Below are 26,093 nucleotides of genomic sequence, written 5' to 3' on the forward strand. Positions count from 1 at the left end.
GCAGGTCGACCACCGAGGCACCCACCCCCTCCGAACATGAGACACGCAACCAGCGCACCCACCTAGTTCAACCACCGCGGCGCGCCATCATGCTCTCAGTAAAAAAGCCCCGCACCGCGCGAGCCCACAGCTCACGCAGAAGCCGCCGCGGCGAGAGCGGCCGCGCGCTCCACCCATTTCGGCACGTCGCCGTACCGCTGACTGGGAATCATCAACCCCGCAGCCGAGTCAGCGACCAGCTGCGCCATGCGGCGATCGCGCGTGGCCTCCTGTTTGGCGGTGAGGACCCAGTTGACGCAGATCCGGCGGTAGGTCGGGGTGGCCGCCTCCCAGAAGGCGGTGGCGGCGGAGGAAGCGGCGAGTTGGGCGGCGTACGGCGGCGGGAGGGTGAGCTCGCCGTCGACCTCGTGCGTGTATGGCGCGGGGTCGCGGCGGCGGGCCTCCCAGATGGCGAGTCCGGCCGGCTGCATCCGACCCTCGGCGCGGAGCCGCTCGACGAGCTCGAGGTTGACCTTGCTCCAGTTGCTGGTGGGCTTGCGCGGGGTCCAGCGCTGGCGAACGGCGTCCTCGTCGATGCGCTGGGCCGTGGAGTCGATCCAGCCCCAGCACAAAGCCTCGGGGACGGCGTCATCCCAGGTGAGTCCGCGCTCGGGCTCGGGGACGTGCTTCTTGTACAGGCCCATCCAGAGCTCGGTCTCGGTGTCGTGGTGCAGCGCGAGCCAGGCGCCGAACTCGGCGGCATCGGTGAAGAAGCGGGCGGGGCGCTCGGGGGTGCCGCCCATCCGGCCGGGCTCGGCAGGCTGCGCTCTCGTCATGGCGCCAGCCTGCCACCGCCGACCGACAGCGGGTGCGGAATGCTGGTCCCATGAGCATCCCCACCGTGGCGATCGGCGCCCTCGGCGGCACGATCGCGTCCACCTCGAATGCCCACGACGGCAGCGAGATCGTGCCGACCCTGAGCGCCGAGCGGCTGGCCGCCGCGGTGCCCGGGTTGGAGGAGCTGGCAGAGGTCCGCGCCGAGACGCTGGCGCAGCTGCCGAGCCCCTCTCTCGATGAGCCGACGGTGATGCGCGCGCTCAGGTGGGCACAGGCGGCGGTCGACGCGGGCGCGGTCGGCGTGGTGCTGACCCAGGGGACCGACACGCTGGAGGAGTCGGCGTACTTGCTCGACCTGTTCTGGGACCGCCCGGAGCCGCTGGTGGTGACCGGCGCGATGCGGTCGCCGCAGGCGGCGGGCGCGGACGGTCCGGCGAACCTGCTGACGGCGGTCCGGTGCGCGCTGGCGCCGGCGTCGCGCGGGCGCGGGGTGCTGGTGGCGTTCGACGACGAGATCCACCAGGCGCGCTGGGTGGCGAAGACCGACTCGATGTCGACGAGCGCCTTCCGGTCGCCGGTGTTCGGGCCGATCGGGCGGTGCGTCGAGGCCGAGATCGTGTACGGCGTCACGGCCGGCCGTCCCGCGCCGCTTCCTCCGCCGCAGGACGAAGGCGCCGACCCGCGGGTGCCGCTGCTGGCGACGTACCTGGGTGACGACGGCCACGTCCTCGACGCGCTGAGCCCGGCGGGCATCCAGGGCGTGGTGATCGCAGGCTTCGGGGCGGGCCACGTGTCCGCGGCGATGGCGGAGGCGGTGGGGCGCAAGAGCTCCGAGCTGCCGGTGGTCTTCGCGTCGCGGACGGGTTCGGGGCCCACCGGGCGGGCGATGTACGGCTACCCGGGCTCGGAGATCGACCTGCTGGCGCGCGGCGCGATCGGTGCAGGCTGGCTGTCGCCGGTGAAGGCGCGGCTGCTGCTGTGGGCGCTGCTCGCGACCGGTCCGGCCGACGCGGCGCGGCTGCGGGCGGAGTTCGCCGCGCGCGGCACTCCCTGACGACCGGCGCGCGGGCCGCTCAGAGCGAGTCCGGCGGCCGGCCGGGCAGCACCGAGGCGACGTAGTCCCGGGCCGCGTCGAAGATGTCGACCTCGTGCCCGGCGGCGTCGGAGAGCGCCCAACGGTGCTCCATCACCTCGTGGAAGAACTCCGCGGGGGCGATCCGGCTGCGCGCCTCGGCGGGCAGGAGCGCGACGATCGGCGTGTAGATCGTGGTCAGCCAGCGCTGGGCGACGGAGGTGCGTTCCTCGTCGCCGTACCCGAAGTGGGCGGTGAAGGCGGCCAGGTCGTTGAGCAGCTTGCGCGCCTGGCTGTCCTCGACGGAGAGCCCGGTGAGGTCGCGCAGCTCGCGGCGGTGGTGGCCGGCCTCGACGACCTTGGGCTGGATCCGGACCCGGTCCGACTCGGTGCGGACGTCGAGCTCGTCGACGTCGAAGCCGAGGTCGTTGAGGCGGGCGATCCGCTGCTCGACGCGATGCCACTCGTCCTCGCCGAACTCCTCGGCGGAGGTGAGCTCGTCCCAGAGTGCGTGGTAGTGGTCGGCGAGCTGGGCGACGACCTCCTGGCCGTCGACCTCGATGTCCGTGTCGCCGCTGGCCTGGAGGTCCATCAGCTCGGCGAAGATGTTCTCGACGCCGACGTTGACGTCGTGCTCGCGCATCGCGTCCGACAGGCTCGGGCGCAGCTCGCCGGTCTCCGCGTCGACGAGGAAGGCGGAGAATCCGCCTGCACTGCGGCGGAAGAGGGCGTTCGACAGCGACACGTCACCCCAGAAGAAGCCGGCGAGGTGCAGCCGGACGAGCAGCACGACGAGCGCGTCGACGAGCGCGGGGACCTCCTCCGCGCGCAGCCCGTGCTGGAAGAGGGTGCGGTAGGGGAGCGAGTAGTGCAGGTGCTCGGTCAGAAGTGCCGCGGGCAGGGGTGATCCGTCGTCGGTGACCCGTCCGGTCACCACGCCCCGCGGTACGACGGCGGGCTGGTCGAGCCGCTGGAGGTCGCGCAGCAGGTGGTACTCGCGCAGGGCGATCGGCTCCGGCGTCTCCTTCACCGCGAGGAACTGACGGTTCACCTGAACCACGCGCACCACGTGCCGCGACAGCCCCAGTGGCAGCGGTACGACGTACCAGTCCTCCCAGTCCGCGAGCGGCCGCGACCACGGCAGCCGGAAGAGGGCGGGGTCGGTCCGGGCGGCGACGACGTGCAGCGCCATGTGCAGAAACCTAGCCCCGTCTGAGATGCCCCGTCACGGGCACTGAAAGGCACAGGGGGCGTGGACAACGACGCGAACCTGGGCTAGGACTGGTGTGACGGGCACCACACTCGGAGGGGGTGATCTGGTCGATGACGCTGCGACGCGGCGCGCCGGAGAGAAGGTCCCGACGCAGAAGACGAGCGGCCTTGACGGCTGTCGCGGCACTGGCCGCGGGCAGTCTCTCGGCCTGTGGCAGCTCCGGGAAGCCGGTGCTGAACTGGTACGTCAACCCTGACGGTGTCGACACCTTCATGACGTACGCGAAGAAGTGCAGCACCGACAAGTACGACATCGCCGTGCAGCAGCTCCCGACCTCCGCGACCGACCAGCGCACCCAGTTGGCGCGACGGCTGGCGGCGAAGGACTCCTCGACCGACCTGATGAACCTCGACCCGGTGTTCGTCGCCGAGTTCGCCAACGCCGGCTGGCTGAAGAAGGTCACCGGCTCGCTCGCCGACACGATCGAGACCAGCGCCAACGGCCAGGGTGACTACCTGTCCGGCGCGGCCGCCACGGTGACGTGGAACAACGGCGTCTACGCGATCCCGCTCTGGGCCAACACCCAGGTGCTCTGGTTCCGCCGCTCGCTCGCGCAGGCCGCGGGCCTCGACATGACCAAGCCGGTCACCTGGGACCAGGTCATCGACGCGGCGGCCAAGCAGGGCGGCACGGTCGGCGTCCAGGCCAACAAGTACGAGGCCTACGTCGTGTGGATCAACGCGATGGTCCAGAGCGCGGGCGGTGACATCGTCTCCAACACCGAGGCGGGTCGCGACGCGAAGGTCGACATCGACTCCCAGGCGGGCAAGGACGCGGCGCGGATCATCAAGAAGCTCGCCGACTCCAAGGCCGCGCAGCCCGACCTCACCGTCTCCAACGAGGGCACCAGCCTCGGGCAGATGTTCCCCGCCCAGGGGCCGGGTGAGTTCATGGTGAACTGGACGTTCGTCTACAAGAACTACGAGCCCACGGTCTCCAAAGACCAGTTGGCCGATCTCGGCTGGGCGCGCTACCCGGAGACGGTCGCCGGTACGCCGTCCAAGCCTCCGGTCGGCGGCATCGACATCGGCGTCGGCGCCTACACCGAGCACTCCGCCTACGCGATGGCCGCGGCGCAGTGCATCACCTCCGAGCAGATCCAGGTCGACCTGGCGCTCAAGGACGGCCTGATGCCGTCGACCAATGCGGCGTACGACAAGGTCGCGGCGAGCGGCCAGTACCCGAAGGACCTGATCGAGCTGTTCCGCACCAGCGTCGACGAGGGCGGGCCCCGGCCCAAGAGCGCCTTCTACGCGATGATCTCGGGCGCGATCCAGGCCAGGTGGCACTCGCCGACGTCGGTCGATCCGAACAGCACTCCCGGCGACTCCGCGACGTACCTCAAGGACGTGCTGGAAGGGAAGAGGCTGCTATGACCACCGTCACCGCACCGACCAACCGCCGCGCCGAGCGCGGCCGGCCGGTCGTCAGCGACCGGGCGCGGGCCGAGACCCGGCTCGGGCAGCGGCTGGTTGCGCCGGCCGTCGTCCTGATGCTCATCGTGACGGCCTTCCCGATGCTGCGCGCGCTCTACCTGTCGACCTTCGACTACGCGCTGACCGCCCCGAACGACAAGGCGTTCATCGGCGTCCGTAACTACGTCACCGCACTCACCGACCCGCTGTTCTGGCAGACCACCGGCGTCACCGTGCTCTACATGGTGGTGACCGTCGCGATCGAGCTGGTGATCGGCTTCGCCTTCGCGCTGGTGATGCACCGGGTGATCTTCGCCCGCGGCATCGTCCGCACCTCGATCCTGGTGCCCTACGGCATCATCACCGTGGTCTCGGGCTTCGCCTGGCAGTTCGCCTTCTCGTTCCAGAACGGCTTCGTGGACAGCTGGCTGCCGTTCGTGCCGAACGACTACAACTGGTTCGGGCAGACCGGCTCCGCGGTCGTGGCGATCATGGTCTCGGAGATCTGGAAGACGACGCCGTTCATGTCGCTGCTCCTGCTCGCCGGCCTGGCCCAGGTCAGCGAGGACATGATCGAGGCCGCCAAGGTCGACGGTGCCACCTGGTGGCAGCGCATGTACAAGGTGATCCTGCCGAACATGCGGGCGGCCATCATGGTCGCCGTCCTGTTCCGCGCGCTCGACGCCTACCGGATCTTCGACAACATCTTCGTGATGACCGCAGGAGCGGTGAAGACCGAGTCGATCAGCTTCCTGACCTACCGCCAGACCATCGAGCAGTTCCAGCTCGGCATGGGCTCGGCGCTGTCGGTGCTGCTGTTCCTCTCGGTGCTCCTCGTCGCCTTCATCATCGTCAAGCTCTTCGGCGTCGACCTGGCGCAGGCACGGCAGGAGTGACCATGAAGAACCGCATCGGCATCATCGTCGGCTGTCTCCTGATCCTGGTCTGGTGCCTGCTGCCCGTCGCGTGGATCATCTCGCTGTCCTTCAAGTCCGAGGCGGCGGTCACCACCGGCAGCCCCGGCTTCCTGCCCAAGAGCGGCGGCGGCGCCGGATGGGACAACTACAAGACGGTCTGGGAGAACGAGCAGTTCCGGCGCGCGATCTTCAACTCGATCGGCATCAGCCTGATCGCGACCCTGCTGTCGGTCATGGTGGCCACGCTGGCGGCATACGCCATCGCCCGGCTCGAGTTCCGCGGCAAGAAGGTGGTGCTCTCGATCGCGCTGGCGATCGCGATGTTCCCGGTGGTGTCGCTGATCGGCCCGCTGTTCGACCTGTGGCGCGCGACCGGGCTGTACGACACCTGGCCGGGCCTGATCATCCCGTACATGTCGTTCACCCTGCCCCTGGCGATCTGGACGCTGTCGGCCTTCTTCCGGGAGATCCCGTGGGAGATGGAGCAGGCGGCGCAGGTCGACGGCGCGACGTCGTGGCAGGCGTTCCGCAAGGTGATCGTGCCCTTGGCCGCCCCGGGCGTGTTCACGGCCGCGATCCTGACCTTCTTCTTCGCCTGGAACGACTTCGTCTTCGGCATCTCGCTGACGTCGACCGAACGGGCCCGCCCGATCCCGGCGTCCCTGTCGTTCTTCGTCGGCTCCGACCCGTTCAACCGACCGGCCTCGCTGTTGGCCGCGGGCGCCGTCATCGCGACGATCCCGATCATCGTCATCGTCCTGATTTTCCAACGCAAGATCGTCGCCGGCCTGACGTCCGGCGCGGTGAAGGGATAGGAGCTCCCATGGCCGCCATCACGATGAGCAATATCGTCAAGAAGTACGGTGACGGGTTCCCCGCCGTCAACGACGTGTCGATCGACGTGGCCGACGGGGAGTTCATGATCCTCGTCGGGCCGTCCGGCTGCGGGAAGTCCACGCTGCTGCGGATGATCGTCGGCCTGGAGGACATCACCTCCGGCGACATGACGATCGGCGAGCGCCGGGTCAACGACCTTGCGCCGCGGGAGCGCAACCTGGCCATGGTGTTCCAGAACTACGCGCTCTACCCGCACCTGACGGTCTACGAGAACATCGCGTTCCCGCTGCGGCTGGCGAAGATGCCCGACACCGAGGTCGACAAGCTGGTCCGCGACGCCGCCGACACCCTCGAGCTCAACGAGCACCTCGAGCGCAAGCCCGGCAACCTGTCCGGTGGCCAGCGCCAGCGGGTGGCGATGGGGCGCGCGATCGTCCGCCAGGCCGACGCCTTCCTCTTCGACGAGCCGCTGTCGAACCTCGACGCCAAGCTCCGCGGGCAGATGCGCACCGAGATCGCGCGCTTGCAGAAGCGGCTCGGCATCACCACGGTCTACGTCACCCACGACCAGACCGAGGCGATGACGCTGGGCGACCGGGTCGCCGTTCTCAAGCGCGGGGTGCTGCAGCAGCTCGCGACGCCGCGTGAGCTCTACGAGAACCCCGGCAACCTGTTCGTCGCGGGCTTCATCGGCTCGCCGCCGATGAACTTCCTGCCGGCGACGGTCGAGGGGACGACGGTCGAGCTGCCGTTCGGGAAGGTGGAGATCCCGCGCGATCGGGCGCAGCGCGCGGCCGGCCGGGGCCTGCTCATCGCGGGCATCCGACCCGAGCACTTCGAGGACGCCTCGCTCGCGGCCGCCGAGGGACGCAGCGGATCGACCTTCCGGGCGAAGGTCGACGTCGTCGAGTGGCTCGGCAACGAGACCTACGCGTACATCCCGTTCGAGTCGCCCGACGAGGTCAAGCAGCAGCTCCAGCAGCTCGAGAAGGACCTCGACGGCGAGACCCTGCGTACCCAGCTGGTGGTGTCCCTCGACGGCGCCAGCCGGATCACCGAGGGTGAGGACGCCGAGATCTGGGTCGACGGCAGCCGGATCCACCTGTTCGACCCGGCCAGCGGCGAGAACCTCACCGTCGACCGCGACCGGGCCGGCCGGATCCCCGGGATGGAGGCGGCCGCGGCGGCCACCTGAGCTGCCGGTCGCGACTAGCGAGCGCGGTCGGCGTTGCGGCGGATCGCGGTGGTGAACGTCGGGAACAGGGCAGGCGGCAGGTCGTGCCCCCAGCCCTCGATGAACGTCACCCGCGCCCCCGGAACGGCGGCCGCGGTCGCGCGCCCGCCCGATACACCCACCATCTTGTCGGCCAGGCCGTGCATGACGAGCGTCGGCGCGGTGACGCCGGCGAGGGCGCGGGTGCGGTCGGGCTGGGTGAGGACGGCCATCATCTGGCGCATCACGCCGGCCCGGGAGACGCCGCGGTCGAAGGTGTCGCCGGCGCGTTGGCGGAGCCTGTCCTCGTCGGCGGGGAAGCGGGGGGAGCCGATCAGCCGCCAGACCAGCAGCGCGCCCTTGATGTAGGCCTCGCGGTCGGGGCCGCGTCCGGCGATCAGCGTGGGGATCAGCGTCGGGTGCTGGCGGCCGACGCTGCGCCGTCCGGTCGTCGACATGATGCTGGCCAGGCTGCGGACCCGCTCGGGCGCCTGGAGCGCCATGGTCTGGGCGATCATGCCGCCCATCGAGATCCCGGCGACGTGCGCGGAGTCGAGGCCGAGGTGGTCGAGCAGACCGAAGGCGTCGCCGGCCAGGTCGGCGATCGAGTACGGCGCCCGCGCGGGCGCGCCGACGAAGGCGCGGACCAGGTCGGCTCGTCGTACGCGCCCGGGGAAGCGGGTGGAGCGGCCGACGTCGCGGTTGTCGTAGCGGATGACGTAGAAGCCGGCCGTGGCCAGTTGGGCGCACAGCTCGGCGTCCCACCACGTCATCGGGCCGCCGAGACCCATGACGAGCAACAGCGGCTCGGCCTCGGGATCGCCGAAGGTCTGGTAGCACAGCTCGATCTCGGGGCTCACCGGAGCGAGCAGCTCGTCCGAGACGGTCATCTCCGCCGACATGACACCCAGTGTGCCCAATTGCGCATAGTTGCTCTTTCAACTGGGTACGTTCTGTGACGTGAGCAACACGATGGCGCCCTGGCTGCTGCCGGACGGCTACGGCCGACCGGCGCTGGCCGCGCTGCTGCGCGAGGGCAGTCTGGTGACCGAGGCGGGCCGCTACGCCGCCCGCCGGGGCGCGTCGCGCATCGACCGCCGCCGTACGCCCTATGCCGGGCGGGGCGCGGTGCGGATAGCCGAGCCCGTGCTGCTCATCCCCGGCTTCCTCGCCGGCGACTGGACGCTCACCGCGCTGGCCGCCGACCTGCGGAGGCGCGGCTTCCACACCTACCGCTCGCGCATCCACGCCAACGTCGGCTGCACGCTCGAGGCGGCGCTGACACTCGAGGCCCGCATCGAGCGGCTCGCCGAGCGCCGCGACGCGCGGGTGCTGCTGGTCGGGCACAGTCTGGGCGGCATGCTCGCGCGCGGGCTGGCGGCCCGCCGTCCCGACCTGATCGCGGGGATCGTGACCATGGGCAGCCCGATGCGGGCGCCGGCCGCCCACCACGCGCTGCTGACGCGCGGCGTACGCCTGCTCAACCGGCTCTCCGACGCCGGCGTCCCCGGCCTGATGACCGAGGACTGCGTCGCGGGGGAGTGCGCCCACCTCAGCTTCACCGAGGTGCAGGAGCCGCTGCGCGCCGACGTGACGATGACCAACGTCTACTCGCGCCGCGACGGGATCGTCGACTGGCGGGCGTGCATCGACCCGCAGGGCGAGCCGGTCGAGGTGCGGGCCTCGCACGTCGGGATGGCGGTCGATCCGCGGGTGATGGACGTCGTCGCGGGGGCTCTGGTGCGGCCGGATGCGCGTCGTACCGGACATATCGGTCGTCATTCGGCCTGATGGACGACCCGAACGTCCGGTACGACGGCGGATCCGGTGCGGGTGGCTCACATGGTGTTGACGATGAGCCCGATGTGGGTGAAGAAGTTCATCGCGCCGAAGAGCAGGAAGAGCACCCCGGACACGGCCCACAGCCAGCCGGTGATCCGAGCCCAGACGCCGGCGGTGCCGGTGCTGCGGACCCGGTTGACCAGGACGGCGAACGCGAGGGCGCCGAGGCCGACGACGGCGATGAGCAGCGACATGAAGGTCGCCTCGACCATGGGGTGGTCGGCGAAGGCGCCGGAGATGGGCTCCTGGGGCGGGGCGGCGAACAGCTGGTACTTGATGCCGGCGACGGCGATCGCGACCAGGCTGAGGCCGAGTCCGCCGACGAAGACGGTGATCGGCTGCGCGACCCGGGCGAGGCTCTGGAGCGGCTTGCTCGCGGCGAGCGCGGTGGCGCCGCGCTTCCAGAGATAGAGCGCCGCGGCGAGCAGCAGGACGCCGAAGCCGAGGCTGGTCTCGCCGAAGATGATGTTGTCGAACGGGAAGCCACCCGCGGCCAGCGGCCAGGTCAGCGTCATGTGCAGACCGGTCGTCGTGAGGATGGTGCCGAGGACGCCGAACGAGAGCGCCCAGCCGGCCGGCTCGACGTCCTCGGGGGCGCGGAGCAGCTCGCGTCCGAGCAGGACGAGGGAGATCAGTCCGGCGCCGACGGCGACGGCCATGATCGTGTTGTAGGTGGGCATGTTCGCCCAGTCGATCTTCAGGCCCTCCTGGGCCACGAGGGTGTTCACGGTGTGCACCTCTGGGATGGACGTTGGGGCCGGATCTCGACCCTCGCCCCTCTCAACCTATACGGGCGTATAGGTATTCCCGGTCCGTCGCTCCCCGTAGGGTGGCCGGGTGGTGACCGCACCCCGACCCAAGGCCGCAGCGCGCAGCGCGCAGCGCCGCGACGCGATGGTCGAGGCCGCCGCCCGGCTGCTGATCGACGAGGGTCCGGACGCCGTCACCCACCGCCGGGTCGCCGCGGCCGCGGGCGTGCCGACCGGGTCGGCGGGCTACTACTTCGCGACCCGGCAGGAGCTGTACGCCGCCGCCGTCGCGGCCGCCGAGCGGGTTCGCGGGTCGGCCGCGGCCGAGCATGCGCAGGCACTGCCGCGCCGTCGGCGGTCGGCGCAGCGGACGGCGCAGCTGCTGCTCGACGTCCTCTATGCGCCCGCGCTCGACCAGGCGGTCGTCACCCGGCGGCTGCAGCCGATGCTGGAGGCGACGTCCGACCCGGAGCTGCGGCCGATCATGGCGGCGTCGCGGCCGGCCCTGCTCGACGCGCTGCGGGAGACGCTCGAGCGCTGTGGGTGGGACGAGGTGGCGGCGAGCCCGGACTTCGAGCTGGTCGTCCGCATGCTCGATGCGGCGCTGCTCTACGGCGCCGCGACGGGTGACGAGGACCCGGTGGCCGACGCCGTCACGGTCGTCGCGCGCCTGCTGGAGCTGGTGCGCGACGCCGCGTCGCCGGCCGGCTGAGCGCCGGCCCGATCCTCAGTCGAAGTCGATCGAGGAGAAGCCGCGCAGCTTGGACAGCTGGTGCTCCGAGGTGATGGTGCGGATGGTGCCGCTGCGCGAGCGCATGACGAGCGACTGGGTGACCGCGCCGCCGCCGCGGTAGCGGACGCCGCGCACCAGCTCGCCGTCGGTGATGCCGGTGGCGACGAAGAAGCAGTCGTCGCCGGTGACCAGCGTGTCGGTGGTGAGGATGTGGTCGGCGTCGAGGTTGTGGCCGGCGTCGAGGGCACGCTGGCGCTCCTCGTCGTCGGTCGGCCAGAGCCGGCCCTGGATGGTGCCGCCGAGCGCCTTCATCGCGCACGCGGCGATGATGCCCTCGGGCGTGCCGCCGATGCCCATGAGCAGGTCGATGCCGGTGTCGGAGCGGGCGGCCATGATCGCGCCGGCGACGTCGCCGTCGGTGATGAACTTGATCCGGGCGCCGGTGGCGCGGATCTCGTCGACCAGCTGCGCGTGGCGCGGCCGGTCGAGCAGGACGACGGTCACGTCGGACGGGTTCGAGCCCTTGGCCTTGGCGACCTGATGGATGTTCTCGGCGACCGGGTAGCGGATGTCGACGACGTCGGCGGCCTCGGGGCCGGTGACCAGCTTCTCCATGTAGAAGACGGCCGACGGGTCGTACATCGTGCCGCGCGGCGCGACCGCGAGGACGGCGACCGCATTGGCCATGCCCTTCGCGGTGAGCGTGGTGCCGTCGATCGGGTCGACCGCGACGTCGCACTCGGGGCCGGTGCCGTCGCCGACGGACTCGCCGTTGTAGAGCATCGGGGCGTTGTCCTTCTCGCCCTCGCCGATGACGACGGTGCCGTTCATGCTGACCGTCGAGATCATCACGCGCATCGCCTGCACGGCCACGCCGTCGGCGCCGTTCTTGTCGCCCCTGCCGACCCAGCGGCCGGCTGCCATCGCGGCCGCCTCGGTGACGCGCACCAGCTCGAGGGCGAGGTTGCGGTCGGGGGCGGGCGGCTCCACGATGAGGGCTTCGTTCATAGGGCGAACCTTATCGGGCGCAGCGCTAGCGGGCGTACACGTCGACTTCCGTGGCCTTCACGACGAAGGTCACGGGCACGCCGGGGGCCAGTCCGAGCTCGGTCACCGAGGCGACGGTGACGTCGGCCGCCAGCTCGCCGGCCCGCACCCGGATCACGTCGCCGAGCGGCTCCAGCTCGGTCACCGTCACCCGCAGCGCGTTGCGGGGACTGCCGCCGGGCGGCTCGCGGTGGACGGCGACCGCGGACGGGCGGAAGACCGCGACCGCGTCGGCGTCCGGCACCGGGTGGGGGTCGCCGGCCGTGCCGTGCAGGACCAGCCCGTCGTCGCGTCGTACGCCGTCGGGGGTGGCGGTGCCGGCGACCAGGTTGAGGCCGGCGAAGCGCGCCGCGAACCCGCTGCGGGGCCGGGCGAGGACCTCGCTGGTCGGGCCCTGCTCGGCGACCCGCCCGTCCTCGAGGACGACGACGCGGTCGGCGAGCAGCAGTGCGTCGAGCACGTGATGGGTGACGATGACCGCGCTGCGGTCGGCCAGGACGCGCCGCAGCAGGGTGCGCAGGGCCGGCGCGACCGCGATGTCGAGCGCCGCCATCGGCTCGTCGAGCAGCAGCAGGCGCGGGTCGGCGGCGAGGGCGCGGGCGACGGCGACGCGCTGTGCCTGCCCGCCGGAGAGCTCGCTCGGCCTGCGCCCGGCGAGGTCGGCGGCGTCGACCTCGCTCAGCCAGTGCTCGGCGGTGCGGTGGGCGTCGCGCCGTCCGGCGCCGGTGCTGCGCGGGCCGAAGGCGACGTTCTCGAGCACCGACAGGTGGGGGAAGAGGAGCGGGTCCTGCGCGAGCAGCGCCGTACGACGGGCGTGCGGCGGGACCCAGCGGTCGGGGCCGGCGAGCCCGGCGCTCGTCAGCACCTCGCCGTCGAGGAGGATCCGGCCGGTGTCGGGGCGCAGGAGTCCGCCGAGTGCGGCGAGCGTGGTCGACTTCCCGGCGCCGTTGGGGCCGAGCAGTGCGACGGTCTCGCCGTCGCCGATCTCGAAGGCGACGTCGACGTCGCGGTCGGCGACGCGCAGCTCGACGAGCGCGCTCACAGTGCGCCTCGGGGGCGGACCAGGCCGATCACCAGGACGGCGACGACGACGAGCAGCAGCGACATCGCGACCGCGGCGTCGGCATCGGTGACCCGGAGGTTGTAGATGAGCAGCGGCAGCGTCCGGGTGGTGCCCTCCAGGCTCCCGGCGAAGGTGATGGTCGCGCCGAACTCGCCGAGGGAGCGGGCGAAGGCGAGCACCGCGCCCGACGCGAGGCCGGGCAGCACGAGCGGGAGGGTGACCCGGCGCAGGACGGTGGTGGGACGGGCGCCGAGCGAGGCGGCCACGACGTCGTACCTCTCGCCGGCGGTGCGCAGCGCCCCTTCGAGGCTGACGACGAGGAAGGGCAGCGACACGAAGGTCTGGGCGAGGACGACGGCCGTGGTCGTGAACGCGATCCGGATGCCGAGCAGCTCGAGGTCGTGGCCGAGCAGGCCCTGGCGGCCGAAGGCGGAGAGCAGCGCGATGCCGCCGACGACCGGCGGCAGCACGAGCGGGAGCAGTACGAGCGAGCGGAGGACGCCGAGCCAGCGGGCCTCGCTGCGGGCGAGCACGGTGGCGAGCGGGATGCCGAGGACGAGGCAGAGGAGGGTGCTCGCGCTCGACGTACGGAGGCTGAGCCAGAGCGCCGAGCGCGCCGCGTCGGACGTGACGAGCGACGGGAAGTCGCTCCAGGCGATGCGCGTCGTCATCGCCGCGACCGGCAGCACTACGAACACACCGGCCAGCAGCGCGGGCACGAACAGCCAGCGCGGCAGGCCGACGTGTCGGGTGCGACTCACGAGGCGGGCGGTCCGAAGCCGGCGTTCTTCAGCACGCTCTGGCCGTCGCCGAGGACCAGGTCGATCCACTCCTGGGCGAGCTTGGCGTGCGCGGAGTCCTTGATCGCGACGATCGGGTAGTGGTTGACCACGCCGGCGGTCTCGGGGAACTCGATGCCCTGCACCTTGTCGCCGGCCGCGGTCACGTCGGTGACGTAGACGAGGCCCGCGTCGGCCTCGCCGGACTCGACCTTGGCGAGGACGTCGGTCACCGACTGCTCCTCGCTGACCGGCGTGAGCGTGACGTGGGCGGCGTCGGCGACCTTCGTGGCTGCGCTGCCGCAGGGGACCTCGGGCTGGCAGAGGACCAGGTTGAGGCCCTTGCGGGTGAGGTCGGCGAAGCTCTTGATGCCGGCCGGGTTGCCCGGCGGGACCGCGATCATCAGCGTGTTGGTCGCGAACTCCCGCGGCGTGCCGTCGGCGAGACCGGCCGAGACGAGCTTGTCCATGTTGGCGGTGTCGGCGGAGGCGAAGACATCGGCCCGGGCGCCCTCGCTGATCTGGGAGACCAGGTCGGAGGAGCCGCCGAAGGAGAGCTTGACGTCGACGTCGGAGTGCGCGGCCTCGTAGTCCTTCTCGAGCTCCTCGAAGGTCTTGGTCAGCGACGCGGCGGCGAAGACGGTGAGGGTCTGCTTGCCGCCGTCCTTGTTGCTCGTGCTGTCGTCACCGCACGCGGCCAGGGGGAGGGCGAGCAGGACGGCGGCGCTGGTCGCGCCGAGCCGGAGCCAGGTCTTCTTCATCAGGAGTGCTTCCTCGGGACGGGTCGCTCGACGACGACGGTGGTGGACTTGACCGAGGCGATGGCGCGCACGCCCGGCTCGAGCCCCAGCTCGGCTGCCGCCTCGGCGCTCATCAGCGAGACCACGCGATAGGGGCCACAGACCATCTCGACCTGTGCCATCACCGTGTCGGCGATGACGCGCGTGACGATGCCGGTCATCCGGTTGCGGGCGCTGACCTCGCCGGAGCGGGTGCGGTCGCGGTCGGCCTCGTCGACGAGGGACGCCGCCAGCGCAGCCAGGTCGGCACCGGGGATGACGGTGCGGCCGTCGGCGGTGCTGCTGGGCACCCGGCCGGCGTCGATCCAGCGCCGCACGGTGTCGGTGCTGACGCCGAGGAGCTCGGCGGCCTCGGAGACGCGATAGTCGGCCATGGCGTCAGACTGACGCATCTGCGTCTGAAATGCACATTTTCTGGACGCTTTTGAGATAGCAGGTGCTCCCGAGTGCGACCGCGTTGTGGTCGGCTGGGAGACTGGGCACGAGATGAGCACGCAGCAGGCACCCCAGCCCACCGAGAAGCCGGGCCGCTACAACCGGTCCTTCAACGGCCTCATCGCCTCGATGGTCGTCACCGTCGTCGCGCTGGGCGGACTGCTCGTCTTCATGGGCTTCTTCCGCAACGACCTGGTCGTGAAGCCCGACGCCATCAACTACGCCGGCACCATCGCCGACGCGCAGCAGGCGGGGCTCGAGCCGGTCTACCCGATGCCGCTGCCCAAGGGCTGGATCGCGACCGGCATCGACATCCCGTCGCCGGACGAGCCGGGCTTCATGGTGCGGCTGCTCACCGACCATTCCCGCTACGTCGGCGTCCGCCAGGAGAAGGCCTCGCCCGGCGCGCTGCTCAGCCGCTGGGTCGACCCCGACACCACGCCGATCGCCGGCTACACGGTGCCCGCGACGGTCGCGCAGCCGCTGGCACGCGAGTGGAAGGGCTACACCGACGGGCGCGACAAGGCCTACGTCGCGACGGTGGGCGACGCGACCGTGCTGGTCTACGGCTCGGCGTCGGCCAAGGAGCTGCAGACCATCGTCGACGCGCTGGTCACGACGCCGATCGTCAAGAGCACCAGCAAGTAGCTAACTCTCGTCGTCCTCGGTGTCGGCGTCGTCGTCACCGGCCTCCAGGACGGCGTCGAGCCGGGCGCGCGCGCCGTCGATCCAGCCCTGGCAGATGGTGGCCAGCGCCTCGCCGCGCTCCCAGAGCGCGAGCGACTCCTCGAGCGTCGTGCCGCCGGCCTCGAGCTGACGCACGACCTCGACCAGCTCGGCGCGGGCGTCCTCGTAGGACAGCTCGGTGGTGTCGTCAGTCATGGGTCTCCTCGATCGGCTCGGTCGTGGTGGCGGTGACGTGGATCCGGCCGTCGGCGACGCGCACCGACAGCGGTGCGCCGGCGGCGACGTCGTGGACGGAGGTGACGACGTGGCCCGCGTCGTCCTGCAGGACGGCGTAGCCGCGGCGCAGCGTGGCGAGCGGCGAGAGCGCGCGGACCCGCGCGCGGCGATGGTCGAGGTCGTCGGCGGCGCGGTCGAGCTGCCACTCGAGCTGACGGCGGATCCGCGCGCGCCAGTCGTCGAGCTCGTCGAGGCGGGCGTCGAGCAGCGTCCCGGGGTGGGCGAGGGCGGGACGCGAGCGGATCGCGTCGAGCTGCGCCTGCTCACGGTCGAGGCGCGCCGTCGCGGCGCGGCGCAGGACGTCGCGGGCGCGACCGATCATCGCCCGCTCCTGCGCCATGTCGGGGACGATCAGCTTGGCCGCGTCGGTCGGCGTGGAGGCGCGGACGTCGGCGACCAGGTCGAGCAGCGGGGAGTCGGGCTCGTGGCCGATCGCGGAGACGACCGGCGTCCGGGCCGCGGACACGACGCGGATCAGGCCCTCGTCGGAGAAGGGCAGCAGGTCCTCGACCGAGCCGCCGCCGCGGGCCACGACGATCACGTCGACGGCGGGGTCGGCGTCGAGGCGGCGTACGGCCTCGATGACCTCGGCCGCCGAGCGGCTGCCCTGCATCGACGCGTAGGCGGTGGTGAAGGCGACGGCGGGCCAGCGGCGGGTGGCGTTCTCGACGATGTCGCGCTCGGCCGCGGAGTTGGGGGCCGTGACCAGCCCGACGCGCGTCGGTACGACGGGCAGCCGGCGCTTGCGCTCCTGCGCGAACAGCCCCTCCGCGGCGAGCAGCTGGCGTCGCCGCTCGAGCCGGGCGAGCAGCTCGCCGAGGCCGACCATCCGGATGTCGCGGGCCTGGAGGGAGAGCGTGCCCCGGTTGGCGTAGTAGGAGGGCCGGGCGTGGATGACGACGCTGGCGCCCTCGGTGACGGGCGTGGGGAGGCTGTCGAACATCACCCGCGAGCAGGTCACCGGCACCGAGATGTCGGCCACCGAGTCGCGCAGGGTGATGAAGACCGTCGACAGCCCGGGCCGCCGGCTGATCTGGGTGACCTGGCCCTCGACCCAGACCGCCCCGAGCCGGTCGATCCAGCCGGAGATCGCGTTCGCGATCGCCCGGACCGGGGCCGGCTTCTCGAGAGAGGTCTCCAGGGTCACGGCACGACATTAGAGTGTCGTGATGGATGCGCTGGTGATCGGGGAGGCGGTGCTCGACGTCGTCCATGCCGAGGCGACGGCGCCGGTCGAGCGACCCGGTGGGTCGGCGGTCAACGCGGCCGTCGCGCTGGCCCGGCTGGGTCGGCCGGTCTCGCTGGCCACCTCGTACGGCGACGACGCGGCCGGTGCGCTGATCGACGCCCACCTCGCGGGCGCGGGCGTCGCACTGGCCGGGTCGCCGTATCTGCTGGAAGCGACGTCGCGCGCCGAGGCGGTGATCGGTGCAGACGGCGCGGCGTCGTACACCTTCGCGATGGGGTGGCGCCTGCCCGCGCTCGGGCCCGACGCGACCGCGCGGGTGGCCCACGTGACCTCCCAGGCGCCGCTGCTGGCGCCGGGTGCTCACGACGTGCTGACGCTGGTCGAGCGGCTGCGATTGTCCGGCACGACCATCAGCTATGACGTGAACCTGCGGCCCGCGATCACCGGCACCGGTCCCGACGTGGAGTCCGGAGTCCTGCGGATGGCCGCGCTGGCCGACCTGGTCAAGGCCTCCGACGAGGACCTCCTCGCCCTGTGGCCCGACCGGACGGTGGGCGAGGCGGCGTCCGCACTGCTCGCGCTGCACGGCGGACCGGTCGCTGTCGTCGTCACGCACGGCGGCGAGGGCGCGTCCTGGCACGCGTGCGCGGGTGTCGACTGGTCGACGGGCGGCGTCCACGCACCCGTCGTCGACATGGTCGACACGATCGGCGCCGGCGACACCTTCGCGGCCGCGCTCGTCGACCATCTCTGGCCCCTGCTCGGTACGGGCGGCCGGGAGCGGCTGGCGGGGCTCGGGTGCGACGACTGGACCGCCGCGCTGACCTACGCCGGCCGGGCGGCCGCGGTCACCGTCGGGCGGCTCGGTGCCGACCCGCCCACCCGTGCCGACCTCGACGCCGTCACGCCCTAGAGTTCTCGGGTGCGCCTGCGGATCGACCTCTCCTACGACGGCGGCGACTTCCGCGGCTGGGCGGCGCAGCCGGGCCTGCGGACCGTCCAGGCGGAGCTGACCAGCGCGCTGACGACCGTGCTGCGGCTGCCGGAGGGCTCGCTGCGGGTGACGTGCGCGGGCCGGACCGACTCCGGCGTCCATGCGCGCGGGCAGGTGGTGCACGTCGACGTACCGGAGGACGAGGAGTCCGGCTCGCCGACCGCGGCCCGCCAGATCACCCAGCTCGACGTCCTCGCGCGGCGGCTCAACGGCGTCCTCGCCAAGGACGTGCGGGTCCGCGGGATCGTGCCGGCGCCGGAGGGCTTCGACGCGCGCTTCGCCGCACTGTGGCGGCGCTACGCCTACCGGATCGTCGACGACCCCGCCCGCGTCGACCCGCTCATCCGCAACCACGTGCTCTTCTGGCCGCGGGCGCTCGACGTCGGCGCGATGGACGAGGCCGCGCGCTCGCTGGTCGGGCTCCACGACTTCGCCGCCTTCTGCAAGCACCGCGAGGGGGCGACGACGATCCGGACCCTGCTCGAGTTCGGGTGGACCCGGACCGACGAGGGGCTCGTCGTCGGGCACGTCCAGGCCGACGCCTTCTGCCACTCGATGGTGCGGGCGCTGGTGGGCTGCATGATCGCGGTCGGCGAAGGACGCCGGGATCCCGCCTGGGCGCGGGAGATCCTCACCGGACGGCAGCGCGACCAGAACGTGGTCGTCGTACCGGCGCACGGGCTGACGCTCGAGGAGGTCGCCTATCCCGACGACGCCGACCTCGCCGACCGGGTCGCGCAGGCGTCGGCACGGCGGATCGCCTCGGAGGTGGACGGATGAGCGACGAGCACTACTTCTCCGCCGACCCGTCGGTCGCCTTCCAGCGCGCGGCCGTCCGCGCCGACGTGTGGGGGCACACGCTCGACCTGGTCAGCGGATCCGGCGTCTTCGCGCAGGGGCGCGTCGACATCGGGACGTCGGTCCTGTTCCGCGAGACCGAGCCGCCCACCGGCGGCCGGATCCTCGACCTCGGCTGCGGGTACGGCGTGATCGGGCTGGCGTGCGCGGTCGCGGCGCCGTCCGCGGTCGTCACGGCGGTCGACGTCAACCAGCGCGCCGTCCTGCTCGCCAACGAGAACGCCGCATCCGTTGGGGTCTCCGACCGGTTCACGGCGTCGACGCCCGAGCAGGTCCCGCCCGACGCGACGTACGACGAGATCTGGTCCAACCCGCCGATCCGGATCGGCAAGGACGCGCTGCACGAGCTGCTGCTGACCTGGCTGCCGCGGCTGGCGCCGGGCGGCCGTGCGGTGATGGTCGTCGGCAAGAACCTCGGCGCCGACTCGCTGCAACGGTGGCTGGGGGAGCAGGGCTTCCCGACCGAGCGGCTGGCGAGCGCGAAGGGGTTCCGGGTCCTCGAGACCCGGCGTGTGTGACCTGCCCGCCTAGGCTGGGGCAATGGCGACCGAGTTCATCGTGCGCGGCGCGCACGTCGCGTTCCAGCGCCCCGAGCGGGCCACCGCGCAGGTCACCCTCGCCTTCGAGGGCCCGAAGATGCAGCCCGTCTACGACCGGGTGGTGCGTGACCTCGACGCCGTACGGTCGTCGGTCGAGGCTCTCCACCGTCCCGACGCCGGACCGGTCACCTGGTGGTCGACCCAGCAGGTCCGCACCTGGGCCAACCGCCCGTGGAACCAGGACGGCAAGCAGCTGCCGCTCGTCCATCACGCGAGCGTCGGCGTGGAGGTGAAGTTCAGCGACTTCGCCGTGCTCGCCAGCTGGGTCAGCCAGCACGTCGCCACCACCGAGGGCTTCCGCCTCGACGGCGTCGCCTGGGCGCTCACCGAGATCAACCGCACCCAGCTCGAGCGCACCGTCCGCACTCGCGCGGTCCAGGACGCCTCCCGCCGCGCCCAGGAGTACGCCGACGCCCTCGGCCTCGGCACCGTCCACGCGGTCACCATCGCCGACGCGGGGATGCTGGGCAGCGGGATCGGACCGGTCGGCGGCGGCAGCGCGTCCTACCTGCGGATGGCGGCGGCCAAGGACTCCTCCGGCGGGGCCGAGCTCGAGCTCGCGCCCGAGGACATCGAGGTGTCGGCGGAGGTCGACGCGCGGTTCGTCGTCGAGTGACGTCAGCCCTCTCGACGACATGACGCGCCCCGGGGTGTCCCCACTGCCCCTGGCAGAACGGGAAGGTGGAGAAGAGTCAACCGCACCCGCGCCACCGAGTGGGCTTGTCGCCAGGTCCTCACCTGCAACGACCAGCGCACCGCCGCTCTCGCACCCTGGCTCGAGCACGACAACACTGACGCCGCCACAGCGCACTCGGAGGACCACCGCCGATCAGCCGACGGCTACCAGCCTGATGGCCGGATACACCTAGGGCGTGACCTTGGCCTTCGCCAGGACCTCGGCCGCCGGACCGATGACGGGCAGCCGGCCCCACAGCATGAGCAGCAGCTCGGCCGCGGGCGCCGCCAGCTCGACCGCCTCGCCGGCGGCGTCGGCCTCCAGCGTCAGCGACTGCTGCGTGTCGGTCGCGCGAAGTCGCACGGGCGATGCGAGCGGCGAGCTGCGGTCCATGCGGACCTGGCGCGGGTAGAAGAGGGTCGCGACCTCCTCGACGCCGTCCCAGGCCAGCTCGGGGGAGACCTGCCAGTCGGCGGTCCGCTGCTGGGAGGCGAGCGCGTCGTACAGGTGCATGGTGACCTCGTGGGTCTGCCGGCGCCGCCAGAACCCGGCGACCGGCTCCGGCCCGAAGGTCCAGGCCGCCTCGTCCGGCGCCGTACGGCGCAGCGTCGCCACCAGGTCGGCCGCGGCCGAGCGGTAGCCCGTGAGGAGGGCGTCGCGCTCGGCGCCGACCGCGGGCGAGTCGCCCTTCGGGTTGCCCTCGGTGATTGCGTGCGTCGCCCAGCGGTGCACCCAGCGGGTGTGCTCGCCGAGGTCGGCGAGCGTCCAGCCGGGGCAGGTCGGCACGTCGGCGGCCAGGTCGCCGGTCGCGAGGACGTCGGCGAACCGGCCGGTGGTCCGCTCCAGCAGGTCGATCCACTCCATGAGGAGATACTCGCAGCATGACAGCGGAGCACGACGTGGCGGCCGCCGACTGGCTGGAACGGTCGTCCGCGGCCGCGTCGCGGCCGGGGCTCCGGCGCCTGGTGCCGGCCGGGTTCGAGGCGACCCTGCGGATCCACCATCCGTTCTGGCGGGAGGGCGAGCCGGTGTCGTGGCAGGAGCTGCTCGGCGACGCCCCGCTGCGGTGGGACACCTCGATCGACGACGTCCCGGGACGCGGCGTCCACGACCCGAACCCCTGGCTCGACCTCCCTCAGGCGACGGCGCTCGTCGAGGCCCTGCGCGACGCGGGGGACGACGACCCCACGATCTGGATCGGGGCGTGCATCGCGTGGGGACTCTACGAGCGGTTCAGCGCATTCCCGACCTATCGTGGGCCACGGGAGTGCCTCCTCCACCGCGGCAGCCTCGACACCGTCGTGTCCGAGATCGAGCGCGACTCCGCCCCGATCGTCGAGGGCGACCCGGTGCTGCGTCCCTATCAGTGGTGGCCGCACGACCGCCGGTGGTACGTCATCTCCGACATCGACGTGAACTCCACACTCGTCGCCGGTGAGCGCCGCCTCCTCGACCGGGTGCAGGACCGCGTCGAGTCACGCTTCCTCCCCGACGACCGCGACGACCCCGACCTGAGCTTCCTCACCTGCTGATCAGGGAAAGTCGGTCGCGATCGGCCCCCGAACCACGGACAATCACCCCTCGTGGGTCATGTAGAGGTCGCCGGCGTCCGGTTCGAGCTGCCCGACGGGCGGGTGCTGCTCGACGACGTGTCGTTCCGGGTCGGCGAGGGGGCGAAGGTCGCGCTGGTCGGCGCCAACGGCGCGGGCAAGACGACCCTCTTCCGGATCATCACCGGCGACCTGCAGCCCCACGCGGGCGCGGTCACCCGGTCCGGTGGGCTCGGCGTGATGCGCCAGATGGTCGATCGCGGGCTCGGCGAGGAGCCGACGGTCGCCGACCTGCTGCTGGGGCTCGCGCCCGAGCGGGTCCGTACGGCGGCCGCGGAGGTCGAGCGCTGCGAGCTGGCGCTGATGGACACCGACGACGAGGCGACCCAGCTCGCCTACGCCCACGCGCTCGCCGAGTACGCCGACGCCGGTGGCTACGACGTCGAGGTGGTCTGGGACGTCTGCACGGTCAAGGCGCTCGCGGTGCCCTACGACCGCGCCAAGTACCGCGAGCTGCGCACGCTGTCGGGTGGCGAGCAGAAGCGGCTGGTGCTCGAGTACCTGCTCGCCGGGCCCGAGGAGGTGCTCCTGCTCGACGAGCCGGACAACTTCCTCGACGTCCCCGGCAAGGTCTGGTTGGAGCAGCGGATCGCCGCCTCGGACAAGACGATCCTCTTCATCAGCCACGACCGCGAGCTGCTCGCCAATGCAGCCACCCACGTGGTGACCGTCGAGCTCGGCGCCGGCGGTGGAGGGAACAGCACCTGGACGCACCCGGGCGGGTTCGCGTCATACCACGAGGCGCGCAAGGACCGCTTCGCCCGCTTCGCCGAGCTGCGCCGGCGCTGGGACGAGGAGCACGCGAAGATCAAGGCGCTGGTGCTGCGGCTGAAGATCAAGGCGGAGTACAACGACGGCATGTCGTCGCAGTACCGCGCGGCACAGACCCGCCTCCGCAAGTTCGAGGAGGCGGGCCCGCCGACCGACCAGCCGCGCGAGCAGCAGGTCACCATGCGGCTCTCCGGCGCCCGCACCGGCAAGCGCGCCATCGTCTGTGAGGACCTCGAGCTCACCGGGCTGATGAAGCCCTTCGACCTCGAGGTCTGGTACGGCGACCGGCTCGCCGTCCTCGGCTCCAACGGCTCGGGCAAGTCCCACTTCCTGCGCCTGCTCGCGGCCGGCGGCTCCGACCCGGACGTCGAGCACCGGCCGGTCGGCGAGGTGCCGATCGCGCCCGTCGCCCACACCGGCCGGGCCCGGCTCGGCGCGCGGGTGCGGCCGGGCTGGTTCGTGCAGACCCACGAGCATCCCGAGCTGATGGGCCGGACGCTGCTGGAGATCCTCCACCGCGGCGACGGCACGCCGCACGGCCGGCAGGGGATGGCGCGCGAGCAGGCGAGCCGGGTCCTCGACCGCTACGAGCTGGCGGCCAGCGCCGAGCAGCCGTTCGAGTCGCTCTCGGGCGGGCAGCAGGCGCGCTTCCAGATCCTGCTGCTCGAGCTGTCCGGCGCGACCCTGCTGCTGCTCGACGAGCCCACCGACAACCTCGACGTGCAGTCCGCCGAGGCGCTCGAGGAGGGTCTCGAGGCGTTCGACGGGACGGTCGTCGCGGTCACCCACGACCGCTGGTTCGCGCGCGGCTTCGACCGGTTCTGCGTGTTCGGATCCGACGGCACCGTCTACGAGTCCGACGGGCCGGTCTGGGACGAGGGCAGGGTGGACCGCGCCCGATGAGCACCCTCGAGATCGTCGACCTCGCACCCGGCGACGACGCCGGCCTGCGCGCCTGGGTCGCGGTGACGGCCGACTCGCTGCGTCACGAGCTCGGCCGCCACGCCACGCCCTGGACGGCGGAGGAGCTCGCCGTCGTCGTCAGCCAGGACGACGGCCTGCGCCGCGACAGCTTCCACCTCGGGCTGGTCGACGGCGAGCCGGTCGTCGCAGGCTGGCTCGCCGTCCGGCTGCTCGACAACCTCGACGGCGCCCAGGTCGACGTCCACGTCCAGCCCGACCACCGCCGCCGCGGCCACGGCGCCCGGATGCTCGACCACGTCGAGCAGCTCGCCGCCGCGGCCGGCCGGAGCCGGTTCGACGCCCGCGCCCAGTGGCACCACGACGGCCCGCCCGACGGCGCCGGCACGCCCGGCATCGGCTTCGCCGAGGCACGCGGCTACCGGTTCGGCATCGGCGAGGTGCAGCGCGAGCTCGAGCTGCCGGTCGACGACGAGCTGCTGGCGCGCCTGGCGGCCGACGCGGCGCCGCACCACGCGTCGTACCGGATCGAGGCGTGGCAGGGGCCGGTCCCCGACGAGATCGTCGAGAGCTGGCTGGCGGTGTGGAGCACGCTGCCGACCGAGGCGCCCACGGGGGAGTCCGAGCGCGAGGAGGAGGCCGTCGACGTGGCCGCCTTCCGCGCCTCCGAGCAGGTGCAGGCGCGGCAGGGGCGGACGTCGTGGCACGCGGTCGCGCGCGACGACTCCGGCGACGTGGTGGCGTACACCGAGCTCGTGGTGCCGTCGTACGAGCCCGACGTGGTCTTCCAGTGGGGCACGCTGGTCCGCCGCGACCACCGTGGCCACCGGCTGGGCACCGCGCTCAAGGTCGCCAACCTGCGCGATCTCCAGCAGGGCGCCGATGTCGCGGGCCGGCGTCTGGTCACCTGGAACGCCGAGGTCAACGCGCCGATGGTCGGGATCAACGAGCTGATGGGCTTCGTGCCGCGTGCCCGGTCGGCGGAGCTGCAGCGCCACGCCGGATAACCCCTTGGCTCCGGCCCCGCGGGATGACACGGTGGAGGGGTCACCCCCACCGCGAGGAAGGAACGGCCCATGGCTGCCAGCGGCGCGAACGATGACCTCAAGGCCAAGATGCGCGAGGCTCTCGACCGGAAGAACAACAAGGAGAAGGGCGTCCACGAGGAGGGGCCGGGCAAGGAGAAGGCGCACGGCTCCGAGGTGGTCGGCGGCGCTCCGAAGATGCACCGGCGCAAGGCCGGCGGCGGCGGCTCCTGAGTCGAAGCCACCGCCACCCGGTGGTCAGCGGTCGGAGCCGAGCTTGAGCTGGGCCGTGCCCTGCTGGCCGTTGCGGAGGTAGGTCACCTTCACCTGGTCGCCGGGCCGGTAGGAGCGGACCGTCGCGATCAGGCCCTCGGAGTCGTCGATCGGGTGGTCGTCGATCCGGACGATGTCGTCGCCCTGCTTGAGCCCGGCGTCGGCGGCCGCGGACCCGTTCTCGATGCCCGCGATCTTGGCCCCGGTCACGGTCGGGTCGCTCGAGCCGGCCTGGCCGGCGGCGTCCTGCACCGTGATGCCGAGCTTGGCGTGGGTCGGGGTGTCGCCCGCGCGGAGCTGGTCGATGATCGGCAGCACCTCGTCGATCGGGATCGCGAAGCCGAGGCCGATCGAGCCCGCCTCGGAGCCGTTCTGCGACCCGGTCGAGCGGATCGAGGCGTTGATGCCGACCAGCTGACCGTCCATGTTGACCAGCGGGCCGCCGCTGTTGCCGGGGTTGATGGCCGCGTCGGTCTGGATCGCCGGGTAGGCCGTGGCATTGCCGTTCTGGTCGCGCGCCACCTCGACCGGGCGGTCGAGCGCGCTGACGATGCCGCTGGTGACCGTGGCGTTGAGGCCGAAGGGCGACCCGATCGCCACCACCTGCTCGCCGACCGCGAGGTTGCTCGACTTGCCGATCGTGATCGGCTTGAGGTTCTTGACGCCGCTGACCCGGACCAGGGCGGTGTCGGTGAGCGGGTCGGTGCCGACGACCTTCGCGACCACCTTGCGGCCGTCGTTGAACGACACCGTGACCTGGGCCTGGTCGGACGGGATCTGGCCGCCCAGCGTCACCACGTGGTCGTTGGTGAGGATCAGCCCCGAGTTGTCGAGGATGACGCCCGACCCGCTGCCGGCGGCGTTGCCGCCGCTCACCTGCAGCGCCACCACCGACGGCAGGACGTCGGCCGCGACCGCCTCGACACTGCCGGTCGCCGGCGCCTGCTTGCCGTTGTCGACCACCGGGAGCGGGGCGGTGCTCGCGCTGGTCGACCCGTCGTGGGACGCGTTGAACAGCGCAGCACCCCCGATCCCCGCCCCGCCGCCGACCAGCAGCGCGCCGGTCAGCACCGCCACCGCGAACCCGCTGCGCTTCGGACGCCGAGGTGGGGACGGCGGCGTCGCGAAGGCGGTCGGCGGATAGGGAGGAGGCGGCGGCAGCTGGGTCATGACTCCATCGTGGGGAGCGTCCCTGTGAGCCCGCTGAGGACGGGTTGAGGAGT

29 protein-coding genes and 1 pseudogene are annotated in these 26,093 nt (G+C 72.2%); 17 read left to right on the plus strand and 13 right to left on the minus strand.

Annotated elements, in window-relative coordinates; translation table 11 throughout:
- Window positions 1-131: 131 nt before the first annotated feature.
- The gene (locus tag AB4880_RS17880; protein WP_367920583.1) at window positions 132-815 is read right to left on the minus strand and encodes a YdeI/OmpD-associated family protein; all 684 of its coding nucleotides are present in this window, start codon (window positions 813-815) and stop codon (window positions 132-134) included.
- 50 nt (window positions 816-865) lie between these two features.
- Here AB4880_RS17880 and AB4880_RS17885 point away from each other — a divergent pair, with 50 nt between their 5' ends.
- Window positions 866-1,870: an asparaginase gene (locus AB4880_RS17885; RefSeq protein WP_367920584.1), complete on the plus strand. Its 1,005-nt coding sequence runs from the start codon at window positions 866-868 to the stop codon at window positions 1,868-1,870.
- Between the two features lie 19 nt (window positions 1,871-1,889).
- On the opposite strand, the gene AB4880_RS17890 is transcribed toward AB4880_RS17885, so the two are convergent.
- A complete protein-coding gene (locus AB4880_RS17890) occupies window positions 1,890-3,080 on the minus strand; it encodes a DUF4032 domain-containing protein (RefSeq protein ID WP_367920585.1) in 1,191 nt (396 codons plus the stop codon).
- 188 nt (window positions 3,081-3,268) lie between these two features.
- On the opposite strand from AB4880_RS17890, the gene AB4880_RS17895 reads away from it, so the two are divergent.
- From AB4880_RS17895 to AB4880_RS17910, 4 genes are read left to right on the plus strand one after another with little or no spacing between them, the layout of a single operon-like run.
- Window positions 3,269-4,537, plus strand: a complete 1,269-nt coding sequence (locus AB4880_RS17895) for an extracellular solute-binding protein (protein ID WP_367920586.1) — start codon at window positions 3,269-3,271, stop codon at window positions 4,535-4,537.
- On the plus strand, window positions 4,534-5,472 hold the full coding sequence (locus AB4880_RS17900) for a carbohydrate ABC transporter permease (RefSeq protein WP_367920587.1): 939 nt from the start codon (window positions 4,534-4,536) through the stop codon (window positions 5,470-5,472). Before AB4880_RS17895 ends, AB4880_RS17900 begins: the two co-directional genes overlap by 4 nt.
- A gap of 2 nt (window positions 5,473-5,474) precedes the next feature.
- Window positions 5,475-6,308: a carbohydrate ABC transporter permease gene (locus AB4880_RS17905; RefSeq protein ID WP_367920588.1), complete on the plus strand. Its 834-nt coding sequence runs from the start codon at window positions 5,475-5,477 to the stop codon at window positions 6,306-6,308.
- 8 nt (window positions 6,309-6,316) lie between these two features.
- Complete coding sequence (locus AB4880_RS17910) at window positions 6,317-7,525, plus strand: ABC transporter ATP-binding protein (protein ID WP_367920589.1); 1,209 nt, start codon at window positions 6,317-6,319, stop codon at window positions 7,523-7,525.
- A gap of 14 nt (window positions 7,526-7,539) precedes the next feature.
- Here the strand turns inward: AB4880_RS17910 and AB4880_RS17915 are convergent, their stop codons facing one another.
- Complete coding sequence (locus AB4880_RS17915; protein WP_367920590.1) at window positions 7,540-8,445, minus strand: alpha/beta fold hydrolase; 906 nt, start codon at window positions 8,443-8,445, stop codon at window positions 7,540-7,542.
- Between the two features lie 58 nt (window positions 8,446-8,503).
- Here AB4880_RS17915 and AB4880_RS17920 point away from each other — a divergent pair, with 58 nt between their 5' ends.
- Window positions 8,504-9,334: an esterase/lipase family protein gene (locus AB4880_RS17920; protein ID WP_367920591.1), complete on the plus strand. Its 831-nt coding sequence runs from the start codon at window positions 8,504-8,506 to the stop codon at window positions 9,332-9,334.
- 47 nt (window positions 9,335-9,381) lie between these two features.
- Here AB4880_RS17920 and AB4880_RS17925 read toward each other — a convergent pair whose 3' ends face one another.
- Window positions 9,382-10,113, minus strand: coding sequence for a DUF981 family protein (locus AB4880_RS17925; RefSeq protein WP_367920592.1), 732 nt, complete (start codon window positions 10,111-10,113; stop codon window positions 9,382-9,384).
- A gap of 109 nt (window positions 10,114-10,222) precedes the next feature.
- Between AB4880_RS17925 and AB4880_RS17930 the strand changes: the two genes are divergently transcribed.
- Entirely contained in the window at window positions 10,223-10,846 is a 624-nt protein-coding gene (locus AB4880_RS17930) for a TetR/AcrR family transcriptional regulator (protein ID WP_367920593.1), read from the plus strand.
- A 15-nt stretch (window positions 10,847-10,861) separates the two neighbouring features.
- Here AB4880_RS17930 and glpX read toward each other — a convergent pair whose 3' ends face one another.
- Genes glpX through AB4880_RS17955 form a run of 5 tightly spaced genes read right to left on the minus strand, consistent with a single transcriptional unit; the run spans window position 10,862 to window position 14,930 of the window.
- Window positions 10,862-11,875: a class II fructose-bisphosphatase gene (gene glpX / locus AB4880_RS17935; protein WP_367920594.1), complete on the minus strand. Its 1,014-nt coding sequence runs from the start codon at window positions 11,873-11,875 to the stop codon at window positions 10,862-10,864.
- Window positions 11,876-11,900: 25 nt separating this feature from the next.
- Complete coding sequence (locus AB4880_RS17940) at window positions 11,901-12,956, minus strand: sulfate/molybdate ABC transporter ATP-binding protein (RefSeq protein ID WP_367920595.1); 1,056 nt, start codon at window positions 12,954-12,956, stop codon at window positions 11,901-11,903.
- Window positions 12,953-13,738, minus strand: a complete 786-nt coding sequence (locus AB4880_RS17945; protein ID WP_367920596.1) for an ABC transporter permease — start codon at window positions 13,736-13,738, stop codon at window positions 12,953-12,955. The genes AB4880_RS17940 and AB4880_RS17945 overlap by 4 nt, the downstream gene beginning before the upstream one ends.
- Entirely contained in the window at window positions 13,735-14,517 is a 783-nt protein-coding gene (gene modA / locus AB4880_RS17950) for a molybdate ABC transporter substrate-binding protein (protein ID WP_367920597.1), read from the minus strand. The genes AB4880_RS17945 and modA overlap by 4 nt, the downstream gene beginning before the upstream one ends.
- Entirely contained in the window at window positions 14,517-14,930 is a 414-nt protein-coding gene (locus AB4880_RS17955) for a TOBE domain-containing protein (protein ID WP_367920598.1), read from the minus strand. The genes modA and AB4880_RS17955 overlap by 1 nt, the downstream gene beginning before the upstream one ends.
- Before the next feature lie 112 nt (window positions 14,931-15,042).
- On the opposite strand from AB4880_RS17955, the gene AB4880_RS17960 reads away from it, so the two are divergent.
- On the plus strand, window positions 15,043-15,639 hold the full coding sequence (locus tag AB4880_RS17960; protein WP_367920599.1) for a DUF4245 family protein: 597 nt from the start codon (window positions 15,043-15,045) through the stop codon (window positions 15,637-15,639).
- On the opposite strand, the gene AB4880_RS17965 is transcribed toward AB4880_RS17960, so the two are convergent.
- Together AB4880_RS17965 and xseA are read right to left on the minus strand one after the other, a co-directional pair.
- The gene (locus AB4880_RS17965; protein ID WP_367920600.1) at window positions 15,640-15,873 is read right to left on the minus strand and encodes an exodeoxyribonuclease VII small subunit; all 234 of its coding nucleotides are present in this window, start codon (window positions 15,871-15,873) and stop codon (window positions 15,640-15,642) included. It abuts the gene before it with no gap.
- Entirely contained in the window at window positions 15,866-17,101 is a 1,236-nt protein-coding gene (gene xseA, locus AB4880_RS17970) for an exodeoxyribonuclease VII large subunit (RefSeq protein WP_367920601.1), read from the minus strand. Before xseA ends, AB4880_RS17965 begins: the two co-directional genes overlap by 8 nt.
- 22 nt (window positions 17,102-17,123) lie before the next feature.
- Here xseA and AB4880_RS17975 point away from each other — a divergent pair, with 22 nt between their 5' ends.
- The 5 genes and pseudogenes from AB4880_RS17975 to AB4880_RS17995 all read left to right on the plus strand — a co-directional run.
- Window positions 17,124-18,056 carry a PfkB family carbohydrate kinase gene (locus AB4880_RS17975; RefSeq protein WP_367920602.1) on the plus strand — a complete coding sequence of 311 codons (933 nt, stop codon included), beginning with the start codon at window positions 17,124-17,126 and terminating at the stop codon, window positions 18,054-18,056.
- Window positions 18,057-18,065: 9 nt separating this feature from the next.
- Window positions 18,066-18,917: a tRNA pseudouridine(38-40) synthase TruA gene (truA, locus tag AB4880_RS17980; protein ID WP_367920603.1), complete on the plus strand. Its 852-nt coding sequence runs from the start codon at window positions 18,066-18,068 to the stop codon at window positions 18,915-18,917.
- Window positions 18,914-19,513, plus strand: a complete 600-nt coding sequence (locus tag AB4880_RS17985; RefSeq protein WP_367920604.1) for a class I SAM-dependent methyltransferase — start codon at window positions 18,914-18,916, stop codon at window positions 19,511-19,513. The genes truA and AB4880_RS17985 overlap by 4 nt, the downstream gene beginning before the upstream one ends.
- A gap of 22 nt (window positions 19,514-19,535) precedes the next feature.
- Window positions 19,536-20,210 carry an SIMPL domain-containing protein gene (locus AB4880_RS17990; protein WP_367920605.1) on the plus strand — a complete coding sequence of 225 codons (675 nt, stop codon included), beginning with the start codon at window positions 19,536-19,538 and terminating at the stop codon, window positions 20,208-20,210.
- A gap of 38 nt (window positions 20,211-20,248) precedes the next feature.
- A pseudogene (locus AB4880_RS17995) lies at window positions 20,249-20,446 on the plus strand (integrase core domain-containing protein); the annotation flags it as partial.
- A gap of 13 nt (window positions 20,447-20,459) precedes the next feature.
- Here AB4880_RS17995 and AB4880_RS18000 read toward each other — a convergent pair.
- Window positions 20,460-21,134 carry a maleylpyruvate isomerase family mycothiol-dependent enzyme gene (locus AB4880_RS18000; RefSeq protein WP_367920606.1) on the minus strand — a complete coding sequence of 225 codons (675 nt, stop codon included), beginning with the start codon at window positions 21,132-21,134 and terminating at the stop codon, window positions 20,460-20,462.
- A 17-nt stretch (window positions 21,135-21,151) separates the two neighbouring features.
- Here AB4880_RS18000 and AB4880_RS18005 point away from each other — a divergent pair, with 17 nt between their 5' ends.
- The 4 genes from AB4880_RS18005 to AB4880_RS18020 all read left to right on the plus strand — a co-directional run bounded on the left by AB4880_RS18005 (window position 21,152) and on the right by AB4880_RS18020 (window position 24,831).
- The gene (locus AB4880_RS18005; RefSeq protein WP_367920607.1) at window positions 21,152-21,802 is read left to right on the plus strand and encodes a hypothetical protein; all 651 of its coding nucleotides are present in this window, start codon (window positions 21,152-21,154) and stop codon (window positions 21,800-21,802) included.
- Between the two features lie 51 nt (window positions 21,803-21,853).
- A complete protein-coding gene (locus AB4880_RS18010; RefSeq protein ID WP_367920608.1) occupies window positions 21,854-23,554 on the plus strand; it encodes an ABC-F family ATP-binding cassette domain-containing protein in 1,701 nt (566 codons plus the stop codon).
- Entirely contained in the window at window positions 23,551-24,579 is a 1,029-nt protein-coding gene (locus AB4880_RS18015; protein WP_367920609.1) for a GNAT family N-acetyltransferase, read from the plus strand. The genes AB4880_RS18010 and AB4880_RS18015 overlap by 4 nt, the downstream gene beginning before the upstream one ends.
- A 69-nt stretch (window positions 24,580-24,648) precedes the next feature.
- Window positions 24,649-24,831, plus strand: a complete 183-nt coding sequence (locus AB4880_RS18020; RefSeq protein ID WP_367920610.1) for a DUF5302 domain-containing protein — start codon at window positions 24,649-24,651, stop codon at window positions 24,829-24,831.
- 24 nt (window positions 24,832-24,855) lie between these two features.
- Here AB4880_RS18020 and AB4880_RS18025 read toward each other — a convergent pair whose 3' ends face one another.
- Window positions 24,856-26,040 (minus strand): S1C family serine protease, encoded by a 1,185-nt coding sequence (locus AB4880_RS18025; protein ID WP_367920611.1) that lies wholly within the window; start codon window positions 26,038-26,040, stop codon window positions 24,856-24,858.
- Between the last annotated feature and the right edge of the window lie 53 nt (window positions 26,041-26,093).

The organism is Nocardioides ginsengisoli (assembly GCF_039537225.1).
Taxonomy (GTDB): domain Bacteria; phylum Actinomycetota; class Actinomycetes; order Propionibacteriales; family Nocardioidaceae; genus Nocardioides; species Nocardioides ginsengisoli.

Coding starts and splice junctions, on each gene's coding strand:
- AB4880_RS18005 (WP_367920607.1), top strand. CDS start 21,152: ATGACAGCGGAGCACGACGTGGCGGCCGCCGACTGGCTGGAACGGTCG.
- AB4880_RS17890 (WP_367920585.1), bottom strand. CDS start 3,080: ATGGCGCTGCACGTCGTCGCCGCCCGGACCGACCCCGCCCTCTTCCGG.
- AB4880_RS17960 (WP_367920599.1), top strand. CDS start 15,043: ATGAGCACGCAGCAGGCACCCCAGCCCACCGAGAAGCCGGGCCGCTAC.
- AB4880_RS17955 (WP_367920598.1), bottom strand. CDS start 14,930: ATGGCCGACTATCGCGTCTCCGAGGCCGCCGAGCTCCTCGGCGTCAGC.
- AB4880_RS17915 (WP_367920590.1), bottom strand. CDS start 8,445: ATGTCGGCGGAGATGACCGTCTCGGACGAGCTGCTCGCTCCGGTGAGC.
- AB4880_RS18000 (WP_367920606.1), bottom strand. CDS start 21,134: ATGGAGTGGATCGACCTGCTGGAGCGGACCACCGGCCGGTTCGCCGAC.
- AB4880_RS17880 (WP_367920583.1), bottom strand. CDS start 815: ATGACGAGAGCGCAGCCTGCCGAGCCCGGCCGGATGGGCGGCACCCCC.
- AB4880_RS17965 (WP_367920600.1), bottom strand. CDS start 15,873: ATGACTGACGACACCACCGAGCTGTCCTACGAGGACGCCCGCGCCGAG.
- AB4880_RS17910 (WP_367920589.1), top strand. CDS start 6,317: ATGGCCGCCATCACGATGAGCAATATCGTCAAGAAGTACGGTGACGGG.
- AB4880_RS17900 (WP_367920587.1), top strand. CDS start 4,534: ATGACCACCGTCACCGCACCGACCAACCGCCGCGCCGAGCGCGGCCGG.
- AB4880_RS17905 (WP_367920588.1), top strand. CDS start 5,475: ATGAAGAACCGCATCGGCATCATCGTCGGCTGTCTCCTGATCCTGGTC.
- AB4880_RS17985 (WP_367920604.1), top strand. CDS start 18,914: ATGAGCGACGAGCACTACTTCTCCGCCGACCCGTCGGTCGCCTTCCAG.
- AB4880_RS17885 (WP_367920584.1), top strand. CDS start 866: ATGAGCATCCCCACCGTGGCGATCGGCGCCCTCGGCGGCACGATCGCG.
- AB4880_RS17975 (WP_367920602.1), top strand. CDS start 17,124: ATGGATGCGCTGGTGATCGGGGAGGCGGTGCTCGACGTCGTCCATGCC.
- AB4880_RS18025 (WP_367920611.1), bottom strand. CDS start 26,040: ATGACCCAGCTGCCGCCGCCTCCTCCCTATCCGCCGACCGCCTTCGCG.
- AB4880_RS18020 (WP_367920610.1), top strand. CDS start 24,649: ATGGCTGCCAGCGGCGCGAACGATGACCTCAAGGCCAAGATGCGCGAG.
- modA (WP_367920597.1), bottom strand. CDS start 14,517: ATGAAGAAGACCTGGCTCCGGCTCGGCGCGACCAGCGCCGCCGTCCTG.
- AB4880_RS18015 (WP_367920609.1), top strand. CDS start 23,551: ATGAGCACCCTCGAGATCGTCGACCTCGCACCCGGCGACGACGCCGGC.
- AB4880_RS17990 (WP_367920605.1), top strand. CDS start 19,536: ATGGCGACCGAGTTCATCGTGCGCGGCGCGCACGTCGCGTTCCAGCGC.
- glpX (WP_367920594.1), bottom strand. CDS start 11,875: ATGAACGAAGCCCTCATCGTGGAGCCGCCCGCCCCCGACCGCAACCTC.